Source organism: Pseudomonas frederiksbergensis (genome assembly GCF_035751725.1).
Lineage (GTDB): Bacteria > Pseudomonadota > Gammaproteobacteria > Pseudomonadales > Pseudomonadaceae > Aquipseudomonas > Aquipseudomonas frederiksbergensis_A.
Genome location: NZ_CP142104.1, coordinates 4,975,371 through 4,994,564, shown reverse-complemented (window position 1 = coordinate 4,994,564; position 19,194 = coordinate 4,975,371). Strand labels below are relative to the sequence as shown.

General features: G+C 59.4%; 18 protein-coding genes, 2 tRNA genes and 1 rRNA gene. 17 read left to right on the top strand and 4 right to left on the bottom strand.

What is annotated here, in order from left to right; all coding sequences use genetic code 11:
- Positions 1-164 precede the first annotated feature (164 nt).
- The 4 genes from VQ575_RS22350 to VQ575_RS22335 are packed head-to-tail and all read left to right on the top strand — an operon-like array spanning position 165 to position 3,705.
- A complete protein-coding gene (locus VQ575_RS22350; RefSeq protein ID WP_198725938.1) occupies positions 165-1,034 on the top strand; it encodes a heme/hemin ABC transporter substrate-binding protein in 870 nt (289 codons plus the stop codon).
- A 50-nt stretch (positions 1,035-1,084) separates the two neighbouring features.
- Positions 1,085-2,068, top strand: a complete 984-nt coding sequence (locus VQ575_RS22345) for a FecCD family ABC transporter permease (protein WP_162488977.1) — start codon at positions 1,085-1,087, stop codon at positions 2,066-2,068.
- Entirely contained in the window at positions 2,068-2,835 is a 768-nt protein-coding gene (locus VQ575_RS22340; protein WP_045156969.1) for a heme ABC transporter ATP-binding protein, read from the top strand. The genes VQ575_RS22345 and VQ575_RS22340 overlap by 1 nt, the downstream gene beginning before the upstream one ends.
- Positions 2,836-2,856: 21 nt before the next feature.
- Positions 2,857-3,705 carry a ChaN family lipoprotein gene (locus VQ575_RS22335; protein WP_325918442.1) on the top strand — a complete coding sequence of 283 codons (849 nt, stop codon included), beginning with the start codon at positions 2,857-2,859 and terminating at the stop codon, positions 3,703-3,705.
- Positions 3,706-3,925: 220 nt separating this feature from the next.
- Here the strand turns inward: VQ575_RS22335 and VQ575_RS22330 are convergent, their stop codons facing one another.
- The 3 genes from VQ575_RS22330 to VQ575_RS22320 all read right to left on the bottom strand — a co-directional run bounded on the left by VQ575_RS22330 (position 3,926) and on the right by VQ575_RS22320 (position 6,385).
- Positions 3,926-4,198, bottom strand: a complete 273-nt coding sequence (locus VQ575_RS22330) for a TfoX/Sxy family protein (RefSeq protein WP_039593847.1) — start codon at positions 4,196-4,198, stop codon at positions 3,926-3,928.
- A 199-nt stretch (positions 4,199-4,397) separates the two neighbouring features.
- Positions 4,398-4,739, bottom strand: coding sequence for a pentapeptide repeat-containing protein (locus VQ575_RS22325; protein ID WP_039593846.1), 342 nt, complete (start codon positions 4,737-4,739; stop codon positions 4,398-4,400).
- An 89-nt stretch (positions 4,740-4,828) separates the two neighbouring features.
- Complete coding sequence (locus tag VQ575_RS22320) at positions 4,829-6,385, bottom strand: bifunctional aminoglycoside phosphotransferase/ATP-binding protein (protein WP_325918441.1); 1,557 nt, start codon at positions 6,383-6,385, stop codon at positions 4,829-4,831.
- A gap of 116 nt (positions 6,386-6,501) precedes the next feature.
- Here VQ575_RS22320 and mrcB point away from each other — a divergent pair, with 116 nt between their 5' ends.
- From mrcB to VQ575_RS22305, 3 genes are read left to right on the top strand one after another with little or no spacing between them, the layout of a single operon-like run.
- A complete protein-coding gene (gene mrcB, locus VQ575_RS22315) occupies positions 6,502-8,820 on the top strand; it encodes a penicillin-binding protein 1B (protein ID WP_039593844.1) in 2,319 nt (772 codons plus the stop codon).
- 16 nt (positions 8,821-8,836) lie between these two features.
- On the top strand, positions 8,837-9,556 hold the full coding sequence (locus tag VQ575_RS22310) for a tetratricopeptide repeat protein (protein ID WP_039593843.1): 720 nt from the start codon (positions 8,837-8,839) through the stop codon (positions 9,554-9,556).
- Positions 9,556-9,891, top strand: a complete 336-nt coding sequence (locus tag VQ575_RS22305; RefSeq protein ID WP_039593842.1) for a YqcC family protein — start codon at positions 9,556-9,558, stop codon at positions 9,889-9,891. Before VQ575_RS22310 ends, VQ575_RS22305 begins: the two co-directional genes overlap by 1 nt.
- A gap of 6 nt (positions 9,892-9,897) precedes the next feature.
- Here the strand turns inward: VQ575_RS22305 and VQ575_RS22300 are convergent, their stop codons facing one another.
- Positions 9,898-10,320, bottom strand: coding sequence for a DUF4124 domain-containing protein (locus tag VQ575_RS22300; RefSeq protein ID WP_039593841.1), 423 nt, complete (start codon positions 10,318-10,320; stop codon positions 9,898-9,900).
- A 400-nt stretch (positions 10,321-10,720) separates the two neighbouring features.
- Between VQ575_RS22300 and VQ575_RS22295 the strand changes: the two genes are divergently transcribed.
- The 10 genes from VQ575_RS22295 to VQ575_RS22250 all read left to right on the top strand — a co-directional run bounded on the left by VQ575_RS22295 (position 10,721) and on the right by VQ575_RS22250 (position 19,036).
- Positions 10,721-12,445: an acetolactate synthase 3 large subunit gene (locus VQ575_RS22295; protein WP_039593917.1), complete on the top strand. Its 1,725-nt coding sequence runs from the start codon at positions 10,721-10,723 to the stop codon at positions 12,443-12,445.
- 2 nt (positions 12,446-12,447) lie between these two features.
- Complete coding sequence (gene ilvN, locus VQ575_RS22290) at positions 12,448-12,939, top strand: acetolactate synthase small subunit (protein WP_003205610.1); 492 nt, start codon at positions 12,448-12,450, stop codon at positions 12,937-12,939.
- A gap of 45 nt (positions 12,940-12,984) precedes the next feature.
- Complete coding sequence (gene ilvC / locus VQ575_RS22285; protein WP_003185459.1) at positions 12,985-14,001, top strand: ketol-acid reductoisomerase; 1,017 nt, start codon at positions 12,985-12,987, stop codon at positions 13,999-14,001.
- Between the two features lie 144 nt (positions 14,002-14,145).
- Positions 14,146-14,991 (top strand): CDP-diacylglycerol--serine O-phosphatidyltransferase, encoded by an 846-nt coding sequence (pssA, locus tag VQ575_RS22280; RefSeq protein WP_039593840.1) that lies wholly within the window; start codon positions 14,146-14,148, stop codon positions 14,989-14,991.
- A 74-nt stretch (positions 14,992-15,065) separates the two neighbouring features.
- Positions 15,066-16,079, top strand: coding sequence for a protein-methionine-sulfoxide reductase catalytic subunit MsrP (gene msrP / locus VQ575_RS22275; RefSeq protein ID WP_039593839.1), 1,014 nt, complete (start codon positions 15,066-15,068; stop codon positions 16,077-16,079).
- Positions 16,079-16,702 (top strand): protein-methionine-sulfoxide reductase heme-binding subunit MsrQ, encoded by a 624-nt coding sequence (gene msrQ / locus VQ575_RS22270; protein ID WP_325918439.1) that lies wholly within the window; start codon positions 16,079-16,081, stop codon positions 16,700-16,702. The genes msrP and msrQ overlap by 1 nt, the downstream gene beginning before the upstream one ends.
- 69 nt (positions 16,703-16,771) lie before the next feature.
- On the top strand, positions 16,772-16,951 hold the full coding sequence (locus VQ575_RS22265) for a hypothetical protein (protein ID WP_325918437.1): 180 nt from the start codon (positions 16,772-16,774) through the stop codon (positions 16,949-16,951).
- 301 nt (positions 16,952-17,252) lie between these two features.
- A 16S ribosomal RNA gene (locus tag VQ575_RS22260) occupies positions 17,253-18,791 on the top strand.
- 65 nt (positions 18,792-18,856) lie between these two features.
- Positions 18,857-18,933: transfer RNA gene (locus VQ575_RS22255), tRNA-Ile, on the top strand.
- A 27-nt stretch (positions 18,934-18,960) separates the two neighbouring features.
- Positions 18,961-19,036, top strand: a tRNA-Ala gene (locus VQ575_RS22250).
- The last annotated feature ends 158 nt before the right edge of the window (positions 19,037-19,194 follow it).

Sequence of the window (19,194 nt, the reverse complement as noted above, 5' to 3'; positions counted from 1 at the left end):
ACTGCATTCGGGAGCAGCCTCGCTCCCACAGGGCTACGTCCATCAAGTTCGATGCTTGACGGTCAAATGAAAACAATTATCAAATGGCGCCTCCTTCGCAGGTGGCATTGAGGATACTTGTCCAAGCCCGATCCTGTGGAAAACTTCTTTGAGGAAGCTGCTCGATGCGCCTGAATCTCCGCGTTGCTGCGCTCTGTGTCGTCTTGCTGGTAAGCCAGGGCGCGTTGGCGGCTGATCTGCCGCAGCGCTGGGTGAGCGCTGGCGGTGCCTTGTCCGAGTGGGCCTGTGCGTTGGGTGGTGAATCAAAATTGGTCGGAGTGGACACGACCAGCCAGCATCCCGATTCGCTGCGAGCGTTGCCCAGTATCGGCTATCAACGGCAACTGTCGGCGGAGGGCGTGCTGAGCTTGCGTCCGCAGATCCTGGTGGGGACCGAGGAAATGGGGCCGCCTCCAGTGCTGGCGCAGATTCGGGCCGCCGGGGTGCAGGTCGAATTGTTTTCGGCGGCGCCAAACCTGACCGCGCTCCAGGACAATTTGCGTCATTTGGGCCAGCTGTTGGGAACCGAGGACAGGGCACGAGCAATGTTCGAGGATTATCAGATGCGCCTTTCCCAGCACGGCGCCCGCGTAAACGAAGCCCGGCTCAAGCAGAAGGCGCCGGGCGTGTTGCTGTTGGTGGGCAGCGCCGGCGGCAAGCCGCTGATTGCGGGCAAGGACACCGCTGCGGATTGGCTGTTGCAACAGGCTGGCGGCCACAACCTGGCGACCCATAGTGGTTATAAACCTTTCTCCGTGGAAACCCTGGCGAGCCTGGATCCCGAGGTGCTGATCTTCGCCGATCGTGCCTTGCGCGGCGAAGAGGCGCGTGTGGCGCTGTTCAAGGAGAATCCGATCCTGTCCTCCACGCGCGCCGCCAGGGATGGGCGTGTCATCGAGCTGGACCCGACGCTGTTAGTGGGCGGGCTGGGCCCACGTTTGCCGCAAAGCCTGGTGACGCTGACCAACGCGTTCTATCCGGTCCAGGTGCCATGACGGCGCTGGTCAGGCCGCGCACTTTGTTTATAGGGCTGGGCCTGCTGTGTCTGCTGGCGTCCTGGCTGTCCCTGGCGTTGGGGCCGGTGAGCTTGCCACTGTTCGATACGTTGCGCGCCGCCCTGCGCCTGTTGGGTTTGCCGGTGGCCGGGGATGGCCTGGAGCAGGCCGAGCTGATCCTTGGCCAGATTCGTCTGCCACGGACCCTGCTGGGGTTGGCGGTGGGCGGGGTGTTGGCGTTGTCCGGCGTGGCGATGCAGGGGTTGTTTCGCAACCCGTTGGCTGACCCGGGGTTGGTGGGCGTTTCCAGTGGTGCGGCGTTGGGTGCAGCGTTCGCCATCGTCGCTGGTTCAGCGCTGGGCGGTGTGCCCGAAGCGCTGGGCCCCTACGTATTGTCCTTGTGCGCGTTTCTGGGCGGGCTCGGGGTTACGGCGCTGGTCTATCGCCTCGGTCGGCACAACGGCCGGACGCATGTCGCTACCATGCTCTTGGCCGGTATCGCCTTGACCGCGCTGTCCGGTTCGGCGGTGGGCTTGTTCACCTACCTGGCGGACGACGCAACCTTGCGCACCCTGACGTTCTGGAACCTGGGCAGCCTCAACGGTGCCAGCTACGCACGGTTGTGGCCCTTGCTGCTGGTCAGCGCCGGCGTGGCGGTCTGGCTGCCACGTCGAGCCCGCGAGCTCAATGCCCTGCTGCTCGGCGAGTCGGAAGCCGCCCACCTGGGCATCGATGTCGAACGGCTCAAGCGTGAGCTAGTGTTCTGCACCGCCCTCGGCGTCGGAGCCGCAGTTGCGGCAGCAGGCATGATCGGTTTTGTCGGGCTGGTGGTGCCGCACCTGGTGCGGTTGATGGCGGGGCCGGACCATCGCGTCCTGCTGCCTGCGTCGGTGCTGGCGGGGGCGAGCCTCTTGCTGTTCGCCGATTTGGTGGCGCGTCTGGCGCTGGCCCCGGCGGAACTGCCAATCGGTATCGTCACGGCTTTTATCGGCGCGCCGTTCTTCCTTTATCTGTTGCTGCGGGGACGCGCCTGATGTTGCGAGCGCTAAACCTGCACATTCGCCGCGGACATGAAACCGTACTGGCGGAAATTGATCTCCAGCTCAATCCTGGCGAAGTGTTGGGCGTGCTCGGTCCCAACGGGGCGGGTAAAAGCACCTTGCTCGCAGGTTTGTGTGGAGAAATGCGCCCGGCGCTGGGAGAGGTCTGGCTCGATGATCGACCGTTGACGCAGTGGAACGGCAGCGAGCGCGCCCGTCGCCTGGCGGTGCTGCCACAGGTCTCGACGCTGGATTTCGCATTCCGAGTCGAAGAGGTGGTCGGCATGGGACGGCTGCCCCACCAGAGCGGTCGGATACGTGACGGGCAAATCGTCGAGTTGGCGTTGCAGGCTGCCGATGCAGCGCATTTGCAAGGTCGCAATTATCTGAGCCTGTCCGGCGGTGAGCGACAGCGGGTCCACCTGGCCAGGGTGCTGGCCCAATTGTGGCCGGGCGAGGCGGGGCAAAACCTGCTGCTGGACGAACCCACTTCGATGCTCGATCCGTTGCACCAGCACACCATCCTGCAAGCGGTGCGCGAATTTGCCGGTCGCGGCGCGGCGGTGTTGGTGATCCTGCATGACCTGAACCTGGCGGCGCGCTACTGTGATCGCCTGTTGTTGCTGGCGGCTGGCCGGCCGGTGGCCCTCGATACGCCTCGGCAAGTGTTGCGCCCGGAGCCGCTCAAGGCGGTGTTTGGCCTGGACGTGCTGGTGCAATCCCATCCGGAGCGCGACCATCCCTTGATCATTGCCCGCTGACACTCGCTGGAGGATACCGACGTGCGCTTGATCCTTATCCTGGCATTGGCAATGTTGAGCGCTTGCCAGAGCATTGCGCCACCTCCGCTTGGCGGACGGATTCGTGATTTGCACACCGGTCAGTCAGTCACACCCCAGACATTGGTCGAGCGCCTGGCGGACGCGCAGCGGGTCGTCGTCGGGGAGCAACACGACAATCGCGATCACCACGCACTGCAACGTTGGCTGCTCCAGGCCTTGGTCGACCGGCGAGCCCAAGGCAGCGTGCTGCTGGAGATGTTGACGCCGCAGCAGCAGCCACGGGTCGATGCGGTTCGCCAGTTGCCGGCCTTGCCGATAGATTTGCCCACGGCTTTGGACTGGTCGCCGGGTTGGGATTGGAGTCTCTACGGGCCTGTGGTCGAATTCGCCCTGAGGCAATCTTATCCGGTGTTGGCAGCCAACCTGGACAGCGCGCAAATCCAGCGCATTTATCGCCAGGCTCCCGCCATGGAGGGGGCCCATGCCAATTCGGACGTTGTGAGGGACGTGCTACTGAAGCAGATTCGCGAATCCCACTGCGGGCTTCTGCCGGAGTCGCAGATGCCGGCGATGTTGGCCGTGCAGCAGCAGCGCGACCGGCGCATGGCCGAGCGATTGCTCCAGGCTCCCGCGCCGGCGTTGTTATTGGCTGGCGCCTGGCATGGCCGCAAGGATGTGGGTGTGCCGCTGCATGCGTTGGACCTCGGTGCCAACAATATGCCGATCGTGCTGATGTTGGCGGAAGAGGGCGCCAACGTGACATCGGCCATGGCGGATTACGTGTGGTACACCCCGGCAACGCCGCCGCAGGATTACTGCGCGCAAATGCGTGGAGGCGATGCGAAGTAATCTTCCAGGCAAAAAAAGACCCGGCAAGAGCCGGGTCAAATAACCGTGATTAGCCTGATGAGGAGATATCTGAGAGTCCGAACCAAGGGCTTTTCAAATATCGACCAGTCTCGCGACCGGATGTGGTAATCATAGCGATTCTCATTTCCAAGTCAAACATTGTTTTTCGATTGCCCAGTATTTCTCGGCGAGAGCGAGTGGGCGTGGGCAAAAAGCGTTGTCAGGCCTTGTGACGCGCTGAGATGGCATCCAGTTGCTTGTTGAGGGCTTCCTTTCGCTCAGCGGGAATATCATTCCAATGCATGTCCATCAGCGCGCCCTCTATGGCATACAGCAATACCTTGGACGCACGGAAACCGCGAGTGCGAACGGCACGGTACGCGTCCACCGCGCCGAGCCGCCGCAGATCAGAGGCGCTGTGGATGCCCACGGCATGGAGCCACTGGGCTGATGTCTTGCCCAGATTCTTCAGGTGTTGCAGTTCATCATTCATCGAGCCTCCTTGCGACGGCCGACTGGTGCAGTGGGCAAGCTTTTCAGGAGTGTAGCGCTCAGTAGGAAAAGCGTGATTCTTTGGTCGGAATCGACGAAAAAGCTTCTAAGGCATTACGCACGATGAATGGAAATGCAGGTCATCCAGCGCAGGCGGGGGCGCTGGAGATTGTCTGGTGTCGCACGCAGGTGCTGTTGTTTCAGCGAGTGCGGTAACGCAGGCGAGTACCGAAATTCATCGACATCAAAATTTCGTCGGCAGACAGCTCCGGCGGGAAATAGGTGCCCGAGATTTGCGCATGCGCCAGGCTCGCGCCTTCCAGCGACGACTTGCGGAAATCAATTCCGCGCAAATCGGCGGAGCGGAAGTAGGCGTCCGTGAAGTCGATGTCGTCGGCGTCCAGTTCACGAAGGTCCAGGCCTCGAAAATCGCCGCCGCGCATGTCGATGGGACCTTGAGGACGTTCGGTGTTGAAGCCGGCAATGTCATCTTTGCGCAACAAGGCATAAAGAGGGGAATCGAGAAGCTTTGGGTGGCTCATGGCATGTCACCTGATGGTTTTATGACGCCAGTATAGTGCCACTATTTGGCGGCCGTGAAGCCGGGCGTCGCTTCACGGCCGAAATAGTTTTACAGGCCTGGCAAGCGCTGGCGGATCTGCGCAACCACGACATCCAGCGTGCCGCTTTCGTTGGTTTGAACGCGTTTGCTGCACAGTATTTCAGCCGGCGACAGTGCTTCGCGACTGGCCTGCTGCGCTGCGATGACGGCCAGGTTGGCGTCGGAAGGGTCCTTTTGGTCGGCTTGGCGCTGGGCCAGCCGGCTTTCGATCACCGCTTGCGGCGCATCGCAATCGAGGATCAGGAAAGGAGCGCCCGTGCCCTCGGCGATCTTGGCCGCGGCGTCGCGCTGGTCATGCTTGAGATAGGTGGCGTCGATTACCACCGGGAACCCCGCGTGGAGGATCGCGTCGGCGATCTGGTGCAGGCGGGCGTAAGTGGCGCTGCTGGCGTCGCTGTTATAGATGCCGGCTTGCGGGTCGTTCGGCACTTGCTGTTCGCCGAACAGGCGCTTGCGTTCCACGTCCGAGCGCAGGCGAATCGCACCAAGCGCTTCCACCAGGCGCATGGCCACGTGGCTTTTGCCAACGGCGGAAACGCCATGGGTAATAGCAAGGAAGCGCGAAGGTATCGTGCTGTAGCTTTCCGCCAGGTTGGCATAGTTGCGGTATTGGCGCAGGGTCGTTGCACGCTGCACCGGGTCGGCTTCGGCGGGCATGCTGAACAGCGCGACCTTGGCGCGGACCAGGGCGCGATAGGCCTTGTAGAAATTCAGCAGTTCCAGGCCGTCGTAGTCGCCGGTCAGCTCCAGGTATTGGCTGATGAAACGTCGCGCCAGGGACTTGAGACCCCGGTCTTCAAGATCCATCGCCAGGAAGCCCGTGTCGGCGTAGACGTCGGTGAAACGGAATGGCTCGTTGAACTCGATGCAATCGAAAATCACCACCTTGGCGTCGATCACGGTGGCGTTGCCCAGATGGATGTCGCCATGGCATTCGCGAATGAAACCGTCGGCCTTGCGTTGGCTAAACAACGGCTTGAGGCGTTCGAAGCTGGTTTGCGCCCAGGCCTGGAGCGCCTCGAGCTGAAGCAGGTCAGCCTTGTCACTGAGGAATGGGCGGATTTGTTCGAAGTTCTGCCGCACCGGCGCCATGACGCTGTCTGGTGTGCCCGCCGGATTGTCGGCAGGTACTTTTGGCGTGGAGAGGTGGAACTGGGCGATTTGCGCGGCCATTTCATCGATGTGCGCGGTGGTCAATTCGCCATTGGCCTGTAGCGTGCTGAGCAGCTCGCTCTGGGGGAACTGGCGCATCTTCAGGGCGTACTCGATGGCGGGGCCGTCGCCGCCAAGGATTGGTTCTTCGTCGCTGCCGGTAATCGGCAGCACTTCCAGGTACAGATCCTGGGTCAGGCGCTGGTTCAGGCGCAATTCCTCGGCACAAAAGTGTTTGCGCGCGTCGAGGCTGGTGAAGTCGAGGAAGCCGAAATTCACCGGCTTCTTGAACTTGTAGGCGTAGGGACCGGTGAGCAATACCCATGAGATGTGGGTTTCGATGACCTGGAACCCTTCGACGGGGTGCGGGTAAAGGGCCGGGTTTTGCAGGGCAGCGATCAGTGATTGGCTCACGGGCGATCCTTCAGAGACTGGAAAATTCAAGGCGGTCATTATGGCCGCAAGCCGCGCTAACGCAAACCTCGGCGGACTCATGTTGAACCACGACAAAGTGCGTATAATCCGCCGCCATGACTCGTACCCGATCCCCCCGCACCCCCAAGAAACCACCCGCCAGCCGCCTGCGGCCCTGGTTGGGCTGGGCCCTTAAACTGAGCCTGGTAGGCCTTGTCGTGCTTGCCGGTTTTGCCGTCTACCTCGATGCCATCGTCCAGGAGAAGTTCTCTGGCAAGCGCTGGACTATCCCGGCGAAGGTCTACGCACGGCCGTTGGAGCTGTTCGTCGGACAAAAGCTGAGCAAGGTTGATTTCCTGACTGAGCTCGACGCCTTGGGTTATCGCCGCGAAAGCGTAGCCAATGGTCCGGGTGCGGCCTCGGTGAACGGCAACACCATCGACCTCAACACCCGTGGCTTCCAGTTCTATGAAGGCATGGAACAGGCGCAACCGGTGCGGGTGCGCTTTTCCGGCGACTATGTTGCCGCGCTGACCGGTGCCAACAACGCGAGCCTGTCGGTGGTGCGCCTCGAGCCGCTGCTGATCGGTGGCCTTTATCCGAAGAATCTCGAAGACCGGATCCTGATCAAGATCGACCAGGTGCCGCCGTTCCTGCTGGAAACGCTGATCGCTGTCGAGGACCGTGACTTCTACCATCACTTCGGTGTCTCGCCCAAGTCCATTGCCCGTGCCGTTTGGGTCAACACTTCGTCGGGGCACATGCGCCAGGGCGGCAGTACCTTGACCCAACAGTTGGTCAAGAACTTCTACCTGACCAACGAGCGCAGCCTGACCCGCAAGCTGACCGAAGCCATGATGGCGTTGTTGCTGGAGCTGCACTACGACAAGCGGGAGATTCTGGAGGCGTACCTCAACGAGGTCTTCGTCGGCCAGGACGGCCAGCGTGCGGTGCACGGTTTCGGCCTGGCCAGCCAGTTCTTCTTCAGCCAGCCGCTGTCCGAACTCAAGCTGCATCAGGTGGCGTTGTTGGTGGGGATGGTCAAGGGACCGTCGTCCTACAACCCGCGTCGTAATCCGGAGCGTGCCCTGGAGCGGCGCAACCTGGTACTCGACCTGCTGCAACAACAAGGTGTGGCCACGGCCGAGCAAGTCGAGGCGGCGAAAAAGATGCCGTTGGGCGTGACCAAACGTGGCAGCCTGGCGGACAGCTCGTTCCCCGGTTTCATGGACCTGGTCAAGCGTCAGCTGCGGCAAGACTACCGCGACGAAGACTTGACCGAAGAAGGCCTGCGCATCTTCACCAGCTTCGACCCGATCCTGCAGATGAAGGCCGAAGCATCGGTCAATGACACCTTCAAGCGATTGGCGGGGCGCAAGGGTTCGGACGAAGTCGAAGCGGCCATGGTCGTGACCAATCCGGAAACCGGTGAAGTCCAGGCGATGATCGGCAGCCGCCAGGCCAGCTTTGCAGGGTTTAACCGGGCGCTGGACGCGGTGCGGCCGATCGGCTCGCTGATCAAGCCGGCGGTTTATCTTACGGCGTTGGAAAAGCCGAGCCAGTACACGCTGACGAGCTGGCTGTCCGACGAGTCGTTTTCGATCAAGGGCGCGGACGGCCAGGTGTGGACGCCGCAGAACTATGACCGTCGTCCCCACGGCACGGTGTTCCTGTACCAGGGGCTGGCGCACTCCTACAACCTGTCGACGGCTCGCCTCGGGCTGGAAGTCGGCGTGCCGAATGTGCTCAAGACCTTGGCGCGCCTGGGAGTAAACCGCGAGTTTCCGGCATTCCCGTCGATGCTGCTGGGCGCCGGTGGCCTGACGCCGATCGAAGTCGCGGCCATGTACCAGACGTTGGCCAACGGTGGCTTCAATACGCCGATGCGCGGTATCCGCAGCGTGCTGACTGCCGACGGCGAACCGCTCAAGCGCTATCCGTTCCAGATCCAGCAACGCTTCGACCCGGCTTCCATATATCTGATCCAGAGCGCCATGCAGCGGGTCATGCGCGAAGGTACCGGCAGTTCGGTCTATAACGTACTTCCGCGGACGTTGACCCTGGCGGGCAAGACCGGCACCAGCAACGATTCGCGCGACAGCTGGTTCGCCGGTTTCAGCCAGGACCTGCTGGCGGTGGTCTGGCTCGGACGTGATGACAACGGCAAGACACCGTTCACCGGCGCCACCGGTGCGTTGCAGGTCTGGACCAGCTTCATGCGCAAGGCCGACCCGTTGCCGCTGGACATGCCGCAACCGGACAACATCGTCCAGGCCTGGGTTGATTCGCGCACGGGCCAGGGTTCCGACGCCAATTGCCCGGGCGCCGTGCAGATGCCGTATATTCGCGGCAGCGAACCGCCGCCCGGTGCAGCCTGCGGCGGCACGAATCCCGCCGAATCGGTGATGGATTGGGTCAAGGACTGGATGAATTAAGCAAAGAGGGTTTCAAGTGAACAAGTGGTTGATTCCAGCGGTAACCGCCGTGGCTTTGCTCAGCGGCTGTTCTACCGTACAGCGCGGTTCGATTCCGGTTGTCGACTCCGGTACGGCCGTCTCCAATAGCGAGCGGGTTTCGGCCAATGGTGGTTTCCGTCAAACGACGGTGAAGCGGCCGGTGCAGGGCCAGGCCCAGGCGATCCCGCAAGGCGACACCGGTGTGGTGGTGATGGTGCCCGGAGGTGGCGCGACAACTTCGGCACCGATCAGCAGCACGCCGATCACCCCAGGCCCAATCACACCGGGGCCTATTGAAACCTCGCCGATCAATCAGGGCAGCTACAGCATGCCGTCGACACCGAGCAGTATTCCGTCGGCCAGCGCTGGAGGCTTGTCCGCCGATGAGCAACTGGACGGCCCGGTATTGGCGCTGTTGACCACGGCGCAACAGCAGCAGGCCGGTGGCGACCTCAACGGCGCTTCCTCAAGCCTCGAGCGGGCGCAGCGTGTCGCGCCGCGTGAGCCGCAGGTTCTGTATCGACTGGCCCAAGTGCGCATGGCCCAAGGCGATGCGCCACAAGCTGAACAGCTTGCCCGTCGCGGCCTGACATTTTCCAGCGGTCGTCCGGCACTCCAGGCGAGTCTGTGGGAGTTGATCGCCCAGGCGCGTGAGAAACAAGGCGATTCGGCGGGCGCCGCACTGGCCCGTCAGAAGGCAAAGGTTTCCCTCTGATGGATGGACGTTTTCCAAAGATCGCCGACCAGTTGCTGCTTATCGAGCGGGAACTGCGGGTTCAGGGCTGGTGGAGCGATGTTCCCCCCTCGGCCGAGGCGCTGGCGAGTGTCGAGCCGTTCGCGGTCGACACCCTGGATTTCGAGCAGTGGCTGCAATGGATTTTCCTGCCGCGGATGAAGGCCATCCTCGAGCAGAATCTTCCATTGCCGAATGCCTCAGGGATTCAGGATATGGCTGAAATGGTCTTCGCTGCTCGCGATGTACGGGGCAGGGATCGGCAACTGCAGGTCCTGCTAAAAGAGTTCGACCAGTTGATCAGCGCCGCCAGATGACTGTCTTCACTGGCAGTTCTCTTCAATTTGCGCGCGGGTTTCATCGATGCGCTGGCGCCGCTCTTCATCAGTAAGGCGGCGCATTTCACCTTCCACCTCTTCCCGTACCCTGGGGTTGTTCTGTAGCTGCGCGAGGTTGGTCCGGGCCTGTTCGCAGAAAGCCTTTAACTGAGCCTCCTGCTCGGCCACCTGTTGTTTGACCTGCTGGTCGATGGCTTTCTGATCGCCAACGACTCCTCCCGAAGCTGGCGCCGCCGGTTTGGGCGCGGGCGTTGCGGATTTGCCCACGGTGGTCGCGTCTACGCCTTCGGGCGGTTGGGCGCCGAAATGGGTCACACCTTGGGCGTCGACCCATTTGTAGATCTGGCCGGCCATGCTCATCGGGCTCAGGCCTAGCAGCAGGGTGGCGGTCAATAACATCGTTCGCATGCTGTTTCCTTGTCCTGGGTTGCGCAATCGAAGCTAACAGAGTAGCCGTTTAAAGGTTTTTTCTTGCGTTCTCATGTGCTTACTTCAATAAAGCACATTGACGACTTGACTTGCAGAGGGCGAAACAGAAGAATCCAAAGTCCGCTGTAGAGGGACTGCCAGAAGCAGACCCACTCGGCAGATCATGAGGCGCACATCCGCGCCGACCTGTTACACCCGCAACGCGTTACCTCGCGCTGGGTGGGAAAGGCCCGCAACACTTGGGACGATCCCAATACTTGCTCAGTCAGTGCTGACGTAGTCGGCGACCACCGTCGCTCATGCTCTGCCGAGAAGTAAACCTATTAAGACCCGTCCCCTTTTCGTGGGTCGGTATTCTGGCGTTTTAGAGGTGAACAACGTGGAGCTTTTATCTGGCGGTGAGATGCTCGTCCGCTTCTTGCGTGACGAAGGCGTCAAATATATCTACGGGTACCCTGGTGGTGCTCTTCTTCATGTCTATGATGCCCTGTTCAAAGAACCGGAAGTGACCCACATCCTGGTTCGCCACGAACAAGCGGCCACCCACATGGCTGACGGCTATGCCCGCGCCACCGGCAAGGCCGGCGTGGTCCTGGTGACATCCGGCCCTGGCGCCACGAACGCCATCACCGGTATCGCCACGGCCTACATGGACTCCATCCCAATGGTGATCATCTCTGGCCAGGTGCCCAGCACCATGGTCGGTACCGATGCGTTCCAGGAAACCGACATGATCGGTATCTCCCGGCCGATCGTGAAGCACAGCTTCATGATCAAGCACGCTTCGGAAATCCCGGAGGTCATGAAGAAGGCTTTCTACCTGGCCGAATCCGGTCGTCCGGGCCCGGTCGTGGTCGACGTGCCGAAAGACATGACCAACCCGGCCGAGAAATTCGAATACATCTACCCGAAAAAAGCCAAGCTGCGCTCCTACAGCCCGGCTGTGCGCGGTCACTCGGGGCAGATCCGCAAGGCCGCGGAAATGCTGCTGGCGGCCAAGCGCCCCGTGCTTTACTCCGGCGGTGGCGTGATTCTCGGCGGAGGGTCTGCGCCGCTGACCGAATTGGCGAAGATGCTCAACCTGCCGGTCACCAATACGCTGATGGGCCTCGGTGCCTATCCAGGCACTGATCGCCAGTTCATCGGCATGCTCGGCATGCACGGCAGCTACACCGCCAACCTTGCGATGCACCATGCCGACGTCATCCTGGCGGTCGGTGCGCGTTTCGACGACCGTGTCATCAACGGCCCGGCGAAATTCTGCCCGAATGCCAAGATCATCCACATCGACATCGATCCGGCGTCGATCTCCAAGACCATCAAGGCCGACGTGCCGATTGTCGGTCCTGTAGAAAGCGTGCTGACCGAAATGGTCGCGATCCTCAAGGAAATAGGCGAGGCTCCGAACAAGGATTCCGTCGCCAGTTGGTGGAAGCAGGTCGATGAATGGCGCGGTGATCGTGGCCTGTTCCCCTACGACAAGGGCGACGGCAGCGTGATCAAACCGCAGACCGTCATCGAGACGTTGTGCGAAGTGACCAACGGCGATGCCTTCGTGACGTCGGACGTGGGCCAGCACCAGATGTTCGCGGCGCAGTACTACAAGTTCAACAAACCCAACCGCTGGATCAACTCCGGTGGCCTGGGCACCATGGGCTTCGGATTCCCGGCGGCCATGGGCGTCAAGTTGAGCTTCCCGGACAACGATGTTGCCTGCGTGACTGGCGAAGGCAGTATCCAGATGAACATCCAGGAACTGTCGACCTGCCTGCAATACGGTCTGCCGGTGAAAATCGTCAACCTGAACAACGGTGTACTGGGCATGGTTCGCCAGTGGCAGGACATGAGCTACGGCAGCCGTCACTCGCATTCCTACATGGAATCGTTGCCGGACTTCGTCAAGCTGGTCGAGGCCTATGGTCACGTCGGCATCCGCATCACTGACCTGAAGGACTTGAAGTCCGGGCTCGAAGAAGCCTTCGCGATGAAGGATCGACTGGTGTTCCTCGACATCCAGGTCGATACCAGCGAGCACGTCTACCCGATGCAGATCAAAGACGGCTCCATGCGCGACATGTGGCTGAGCAAGACGGAGCGTACCTAATCATGCGACACATTATTTCCTTGCTTCTGGAAAACGAACCGGGTGCTCTGTCTCGCGTAGTGGGCCTGTTCTCGCAGCGCAACTACAACATCGAAAGCCTGACCGTGGCGCCAACCGAGGACCCGACCCTGTCGCGTCTGACGCTGACCACCGTGGGCCACGATGAAATCATCGAGCAGATCACCAAGAACCTGAACAAGCTGATCGAGGTGGTCAAGCTGGTGGACCTGTCGGAAAGCGCTCACATCGAGCGCGAACTGATGCTGGTCAAGGTCAAGGCCACCGGTGCCCAGCGCGCCGAGATCAAGCGCACTACCGATATTTATCGTGGGCAGATCGTCGATGTCAGCGCCAGCGTCTATACCGTTCAGTTGACCGGTACCAGCGACAAGCTCGACAGCTTCATTCAATCGATCGGCACTGCCTCGATTCTGGAAACCGTACGCAGTGGTGTCACCGGGATTGCCCGTGGCGACAAAGTACTGAGCATCTAAACCAAATTAGCGAATGGCCTGAATGGCCGGATATAGGGGAAATTCATGAAAGTTTTCTACGATAAAGATTGCGACCTGTCGATCATCCAGGGCAAGAAAGTCGCCATCATCGGCTACGGTTCCCAAGGCCACGCCCAGGCGTGCAACCTGAAAGACTCCGGCGTTGACGTCACTGTTGGCCTGCGTAAAGGCTCGGCCACCGTTGCCAAGGCTGAGGCCCATGGCCTGAAAGTGACCGACGTGGCTTCCGCCGTTGCCGCTGCCGACCTGGTCATGATCCTGACCCCGGACGAGTTCCAGTCGGCGCTCTACAAGAACGAAATCGAGCCGAACATCAAGAAAGGCGCCACCCTGGCCTTCTCCCACGGCTTCGCGATCCACTACAACCAAGTCGTGCCTCGCGCCGACCTCGACGTGATCATGATCGCGCCGAAAGCCCCAGGCCACACCGTACGTTCCGAGTTCGTGAAGGGCGGCGGTATTCCTGACCTGATCGCGATCTACCAAGACGCCTCCGGCAACGCCAAGAACGTCGCCCTTTCCTACGCTGCTGGCGTGGGTGGTGGTCGTACCGGCATCATCGAAACCACCTTCAAGGACGAGACCGAAACCGACCTGTTCGGCGAGCAAGCCGTTCTGTGTGGCGGTACCGTCGAGCTGGTCAAGGCCGGTTTCGAAACCCTGGTTGAAGCCGGCTACGCGCCAGAAATGGCTTACTTCGAATGCCTGCACGAACTGAAGCTGATCGTTGACCTCATGTACGAAGGCGGTATCGCCAACATGAACTACTCGATCTCCAACAACGCCGAATACGGCGAGTACGTGACCGGTCCGGAAGTCATCAACGCCGAGTCCCGCCAGGCCATGCGCAATGCCCTGAAACGCATTCAGGATGGCGAGTACGCCAAGATGTTCATCAGCGAAGGCGCCACCGGCTATCCTTCGATGACCGCCAAGCGTCGTAACAACGCCGCGCACGGTATCGAAATCATCGGCGAGCAACTGCGCTCCATGATGCCGTGGATCGGTGCCAACAAGATCGTCGACAAAGCCAAGAACTGAGTCGCGAGCTTGATCGGAAAACGCGGCCCAGGCCGCGTTTTTTCGTTTGAGCGTCGGCTTCTGGTATAAAGCTGCATCGTTTGGGGTAGAACCGTCGTCCCAGGCACCTGTCGAATTTTTTCACACCGTTGCAAGGTATTGTCCATGAGCGAACGTCCCGACGAGTCGAATCAGGCTCCTGACGCCGAAAGCCTGTTGCCCATCGATGAGCATGTCGAAGAGGGCCATGACGCTGAAGGCCGCAAGGTCCGGCATCGTGGCATCTATCTGCTGCCGAACCTGTTCACCACTGCGAACCTGTTCGCCGGGTTTTATTCCATCATCAGTTCCATGAGTGCCCAGGCCGCATTGAGTGCTGGTGACAGTGCCGGGGCGAGTCGTTACTTTGCGTTCGCCGCGATTGCGATTTTTGTCGCCATGGTGCTCGATGGGCTGGACGGGCGCGTGGCCCGCATGACCAACACCCAAAGTGCATTCGGAGCCGAATACGATTCGCTGTCTGACATGGTCGCGTTCGGTGTCGCTCCTGCGTTGCTGGCGTTCGGCTGGGCGCTGGGGGACATGGGCAAGGTCGGTTGGATGGTTGCCTTCATCTATGTAGCGGGTGCCGCGTTACGCCTGGCGCGTTTCAATACCCAGGTTGGCACTGCCGACAAGCGCTACTTCATCGGCCTCGCCAGTCCAGCGGCGGCTGGTGTCGTAGCGGGGGTGGTCTGGGCGTTCAGCGACTACGGAATCCAGGGTTCGAAGATGTCCTTCCTGGTTGCGCTACTGGTTGCGGCGGCCGGGATGCTGATGGTCAGTAACATCAAGTACAACAGTTTCAAGGAGCTGGACCTGAAGGGGCGCGTGCCGTTCGTTGCAATCCTGGCCGTGGTGCTGGTGTTTGCCGTGGTCTTCAGTGATCCGCCACGTATTCTGCTGCTGGTATTCCTCGCGTACGCCGCTTCTGGCCCGGTGCAATATTTGTTGCGTCTGCGCCGACGCTAAATGTTGCCTTAATCTAATTTCCCCCATACTCCGCAGTCTATTGGTGCATCTCCCCCCAATACTGCGGAGTCGTCATGCTGATCAAGATCCCCAAGTCGTCCGATTGCCATGAGTCGGACGTCACGCCAGAATCTCTTTATCTATCCCGTCGCCAGATGCTTGGGGCTACCATGGCTGGCCTCGCCATTGGCGGTTTGCCGCGCTGGGCCGGTGCCGTCGACGCGGTGCGTTATCCTGATGTGGAGCCCGGCAAGGCGCCGTCCTGGTTTGTCGAAAAACTGCCTTCCGTCCAATGGGGGGCGGTCACGGTCAAGAACGAGTCCGTTACGCCGTTCAAGGACGCCACCCATTACAACAACTTCTATGAGTTCGGGACCGACAAGGGAGATCCGGCGGCAAATGCTGGCTCCTTGAAAACCGAACCCTGGAGTGTGGTAGTGGACGGGGAGGTGGGCAAGCCGGGGCGCTATGGCCTGGAAGACTTCATGAAACCTTACCAATTGGAGGAGCGAATTTATCGACTGCGCTGCGTCGAGGCCTGGTCTATGGTCATCCCCTGGATTGGTTTCCCCATAGCCGCATTGCTCAAGCAAGTCGAGCCGACGTCCAAGGCCAAATACATTCGTTTTGAAACGTTGCAGGACCCCAAGACCATGCCTGGGCAACGTTCAGGTTTTGCGCTGATCGACTGGCCCTACGTGGAGGGCTTGCGGATGGACGAGGCCATGAACCCGCTGGCCATCCTGGCGGTTGGCATGTATGGGCGTGAGCTGCCTAACCAGAATGGTGCTCCGTTACGGTTGGTGGTGCCGTGGAAATATGGCTTCAAGAGCGTGAAATCCATCGTGCGCATCAGCCTGGTGAGTGAGCAGCCCAAGACCACTTGGCAAAGCATCGCATCCGATGAGTACGGCTTTTACGCAAACGTCAATCCGACCGTTGACCATCCGCGCTGGACCCAGGCTCGGGAGCGTCGTTTACCGAGCGGCCTGTTCAGTCCTAATGTGCGCGATACGTTAATGTTCAACGGATACCAGGATGAAGTTGCTTCCTTATATGCAGGAATGGATCTGAGGAAAGACTACTGATGCGTTTCCTGGCATGGCGGCTCAGCGTTTTCGTCGCAGCGGCGATATGGCCTTTGCTGTGGCTTTACGAAGCGTTGGTGAATTCGTTGGGGCCAGATCCGGGCAAGGTGCTGGTGGATCGACTCGGGTTGGGAACGCTGGTTTTGCTGCTGATCACCCTGAGTATGACGCCGTTGCAGAAATTGACGGGGTGGGCCGGGTGGATAGCGGTGAGGCGCCAGTTGGGGTTGTGGTGTTTTGCTTATGTCGTGCTGCATTTGAGCGGCTATGCGGCGTTCATCCTCGGGTTCGATTGGTCGCAGTTGGGCGTCGAGTTGAGCAAGCGCCCCTACATCATTGTCGGGACGCTGGGCTTTCTTGGCTTGCTGGCCTTGGCGGCAACGTCCAATCGATACAGTCAGCGGCGACTCGGACCTCGCTGGAAAAAACTGCATCGCCTGGCATACCTAATCCTCGGGCTTGGTTTGCTGCATATGTTGTGGATCGTGCGGGCGGATCTCAAGGAGTGGTCGATATATGCCTTTATAGGTGGGCTGCTGTTGGTGCTGAGAATTGGGCCGGTTGCGCGGCGAATCCCTCGTTTAACGGGGAAGAAGATCCCTTCGGTAATAAAAACGAAATAAAGGGTTGACGGCAAATTCTGGATGTCTATAATTCGCCCCACTTCCGGCGCAGTCGAAACGGAAAACTCCTTGAGTTTCAATGAGTTAGATGGTTTCGGCAAGCCAGGCGCTCCAGTTCATCGAAGCGCTGAAGGAGTTGATAGGGCGGTGTTGTTTGGCTCTATCGGCGATTCGATCTTCTCGGTCGAAAGCGGTAAAAAAGAGGTGTTGACAGCAGCGAACAACGCTGTAGAATTCGCCTCCCGCTAACGAGAGATCGAAAGCGCAAGTGGTTGAAGTTGTTAAGGATTTCCAAGCGAAACTTTGAAAACTTCTTAAAATAACCGCTTGACAGATACACGGGGCGCTGTAGAATGCGCGCCTCGGTTGAGACGAAAGGCTCAACCCACCGCTCTTTAACAACTGAATCAAGCAATTCGTGTGGGTGCTTGTGGAGTCAGACTGCTAGTCAACAGATTATCAGCATCACAAGTTACTCCGCGAGAAATCAAAGATGTAACCAACGATTGCTGAGCCAAGTTTAGGGTTTTCTCAAAACCCAAAGATGTTTGAACTGAAGAGTTTGATCATGGCTCAGATTGAACGCTGGCGGCAGGCCTAACACATGCAAGTCGAGCGGCAGCACGGGTACTTGTACCTGGTGGCGAGCGGCGGACGGGTGAGTAATGCCTAGGAATCTGCCTGGTAGTGGGGGATAACGCTCGGAAACGGACGCTAATACCGCATACGTCCTACGGGAGAAAGCAGGGGACCTTCGGGCCTTGCGCTATCAGATGAGCCTAGGTCGGATTAGCTAGTTGGTGAGGTAATGGCTCACCAAGGCGACGATCCGTAACTGGTCTGAGAGGATGATCAGTCACACTGGAACTGAGACACGGTCCAGACTCCTACGGGAGGCAGCAGTGGGGAATATTGGACAATGGGCGAAAGCCTGATCCAGCCATGCCGCGTGTGTGAAGAAGGTCTTCGGATTGTAAAGCACTTTAAGTTGGGAGGAAGGGCATTAACCTAATACGTTAGTGTTTTGACGTTACCGACAGAATAAGCACCGGCTAACTCTGTGCCAGCAGCCGCGGTAATACAGAGGGTGCAAGCGTTAATCGGAATTACTGGGCGTAAAGCGCGCGTAGGTGGTTCGTTAAGTTGGATGTGAAATCCCCGGGCTCAACCTGGGAACTGCATTCAAAACTGTCGAGCTAGAGTATGGTAGAGGGTGGTGGAATTTCCTGTGTAGCGGTGAAATGCGTAGATATAGGAAGGAACACCAGTGGCGAAGGCGACCACCTGGACTGATACTGACACTGAGGTGCGAAAGCGTGGGGAGCAAACAGGATTAGATACCCTGGTAGTCCACGCCGTAAACGATGTCAACTAGCCGTTGGGAGCCTTGAGCTCTTAGTGGCGCAGCTAACGCATTAAGTTGACCGCCTGGGGAGTACGGCCGCAAGGTTAAAACTCAAATGAATTGACGGGGGCCCGCACAAGCGGTGGAGCATGTGGTTTAATTCGAAGCAACGCGAAGAACCTTACCAGGCCTTGACATCCAATGAACTTTCCAGAGATGGATTGGTGCCTTCGGGAACATTGAGACAGGTGCTGCATGGCTGTCGTCAGCTCGTGTCGTGAGATGTTGGGTTAAGTCCCGTAACGAGCGCAACCCTTGTCCTTAGTTACCAGCACGTTATGGTGGGCACTCTAAGGAGACTGCCGGTGACAAACCGGAGGAAGGTGGGGATGACGTCAAGTCATCATGGCCCTTACGGCCTGGGCTACACACGTGCTACAATGGTCGGTACAGAGGGTTGCCAAGCCGCGAGGTGGAGCTAATCCCACAAAACCGATCGTAGTCCGGATCGCAGTCTGCAACTCGACTGCGTGAAGTCGGAATCGCTAGTAATCGCGAATCAGAATGTCGCGGTGAATACGTTCCCGGGCCTTGTACACACCGCCCGTCACACCATGGGAGTGGGTTGCACCAGAAGTAGCTAGTCTAACCTTCGGGGGGACGGTTACCACGGTGTGATTCATGACTGGGGTGAAGTCGTAACAAGGTAGCCGTAGGGGAACCTGCGGCTGGATCACCTCCTTAATCGACGACCGCAGCTGCTCCATGAGCTCCCACACGAATTGCTTGATTCATTGAAGAAGACGATTGGGTCTGTAGCTCAGTTGGTTAGAGCGCACCCCTGATAAGGGTGAGGTCGGCAGTTCGAATCTGCCCAGACCCACCAATTTCATGGTGTACCCTGTAGCGATACGGGGCCATAGCTCAGCTGGGAGAGCGCCTGCCTTGCACGCAGGAGGTCAGCGGTTCGATCCCGCTTGGCTCCACCATTACCATACAGATTGGTTCCAACGTTTAAAGCTTAGAAATGAGCATTCCACCAAGGCGGTGATGAATGTTGATTTCTAGTCTTTTGATTAGATCGTTCTTTAAAAATTTGGGTATGTGATAGAAAGATAGACTGGACGTTACTTTCACTGGTAACGGA

Bases quoted from the DNA above. Each gene is read 5' to 3' on its own strand.
- ilvC (WP_003185459.1), top strand. From the start codon at position 12,985: ATGAAAGTTTTCTACGATAAAGATTGCGACCTGTCGATCATCCAGGGC.
- msrQ (WP_325918439.1), top strand. From the start codon at position 16,079: ATGCGTTTCCTGGCATGGCGGCTCAGCGTTTTCGTCGCAGCGGCGATA.
- ilvN (WP_003205610.1), top strand. From the start codon at position 12,448: ATGCGACACATTATTTCCTTGCTTCTGGAAAACGAACCGGGTGCTCTG.
- VQ575_RS22300 (WP_039593841.1), bottom strand. From the start codon at position 10,320: ATGCGAACGATGTTATTGACCGCCACCCTGCTGCTAGGCCTGAGCCCG.
- VQ575_RS22340 (WP_045156969.1), top strand. From the start codon at position 2,068: ATGTTGCGAGCGCTAAACCTGCACATTCGCCGCGGACATGAAACCGTA.
- pssA (WP_039593840.1), top strand. From the start codon at position 14,146: ATGAGCGAACGTCCCGACGAGTCGAATCAGGCTCCTGACGCCGAAAGC.
- msrP (WP_039593839.1), top strand. From the start codon at position 15,066: ATGCTGATCAAGATCCCCAAGTCGTCCGATTGCCATGAGTCGGACGTC.
- VQ575_RS22350 (WP_198725938.1), top strand. From the start codon at position 165: ATGCGCCTGAATCTCCGCGTTGCTGCGCTCTGTGTCGTCTTGCTGGTA.
- VQ575_RS22305 (WP_039593842.1), top strand. From the start codon at position 9,556: ATGGATGGACGTTTTCCAAAGATCGCCGACCAGTTGCTGCTTATCGAG.
- VQ575_RS22325 (WP_039593846.1), bottom strand. From the start codon at position 4,739: ATGAGCCACCCAAAGCTTCTCGATTCCCCTCTTTATGCCTTGTTGCGC.
- VQ575_RS22330 (WP_039593847.1), bottom strand. From the start codon at position 4,198: ATGAATGATGAACTGCAACACCTGAAGAATCTGGGCAAGACATCAGCC.
- mrcB (WP_039593844.1), top strand. From the start codon at position 6,502: ATGACTCGTACCCGATCCCCCCGCACCCCCAAGAAACCACCCGCCAGC.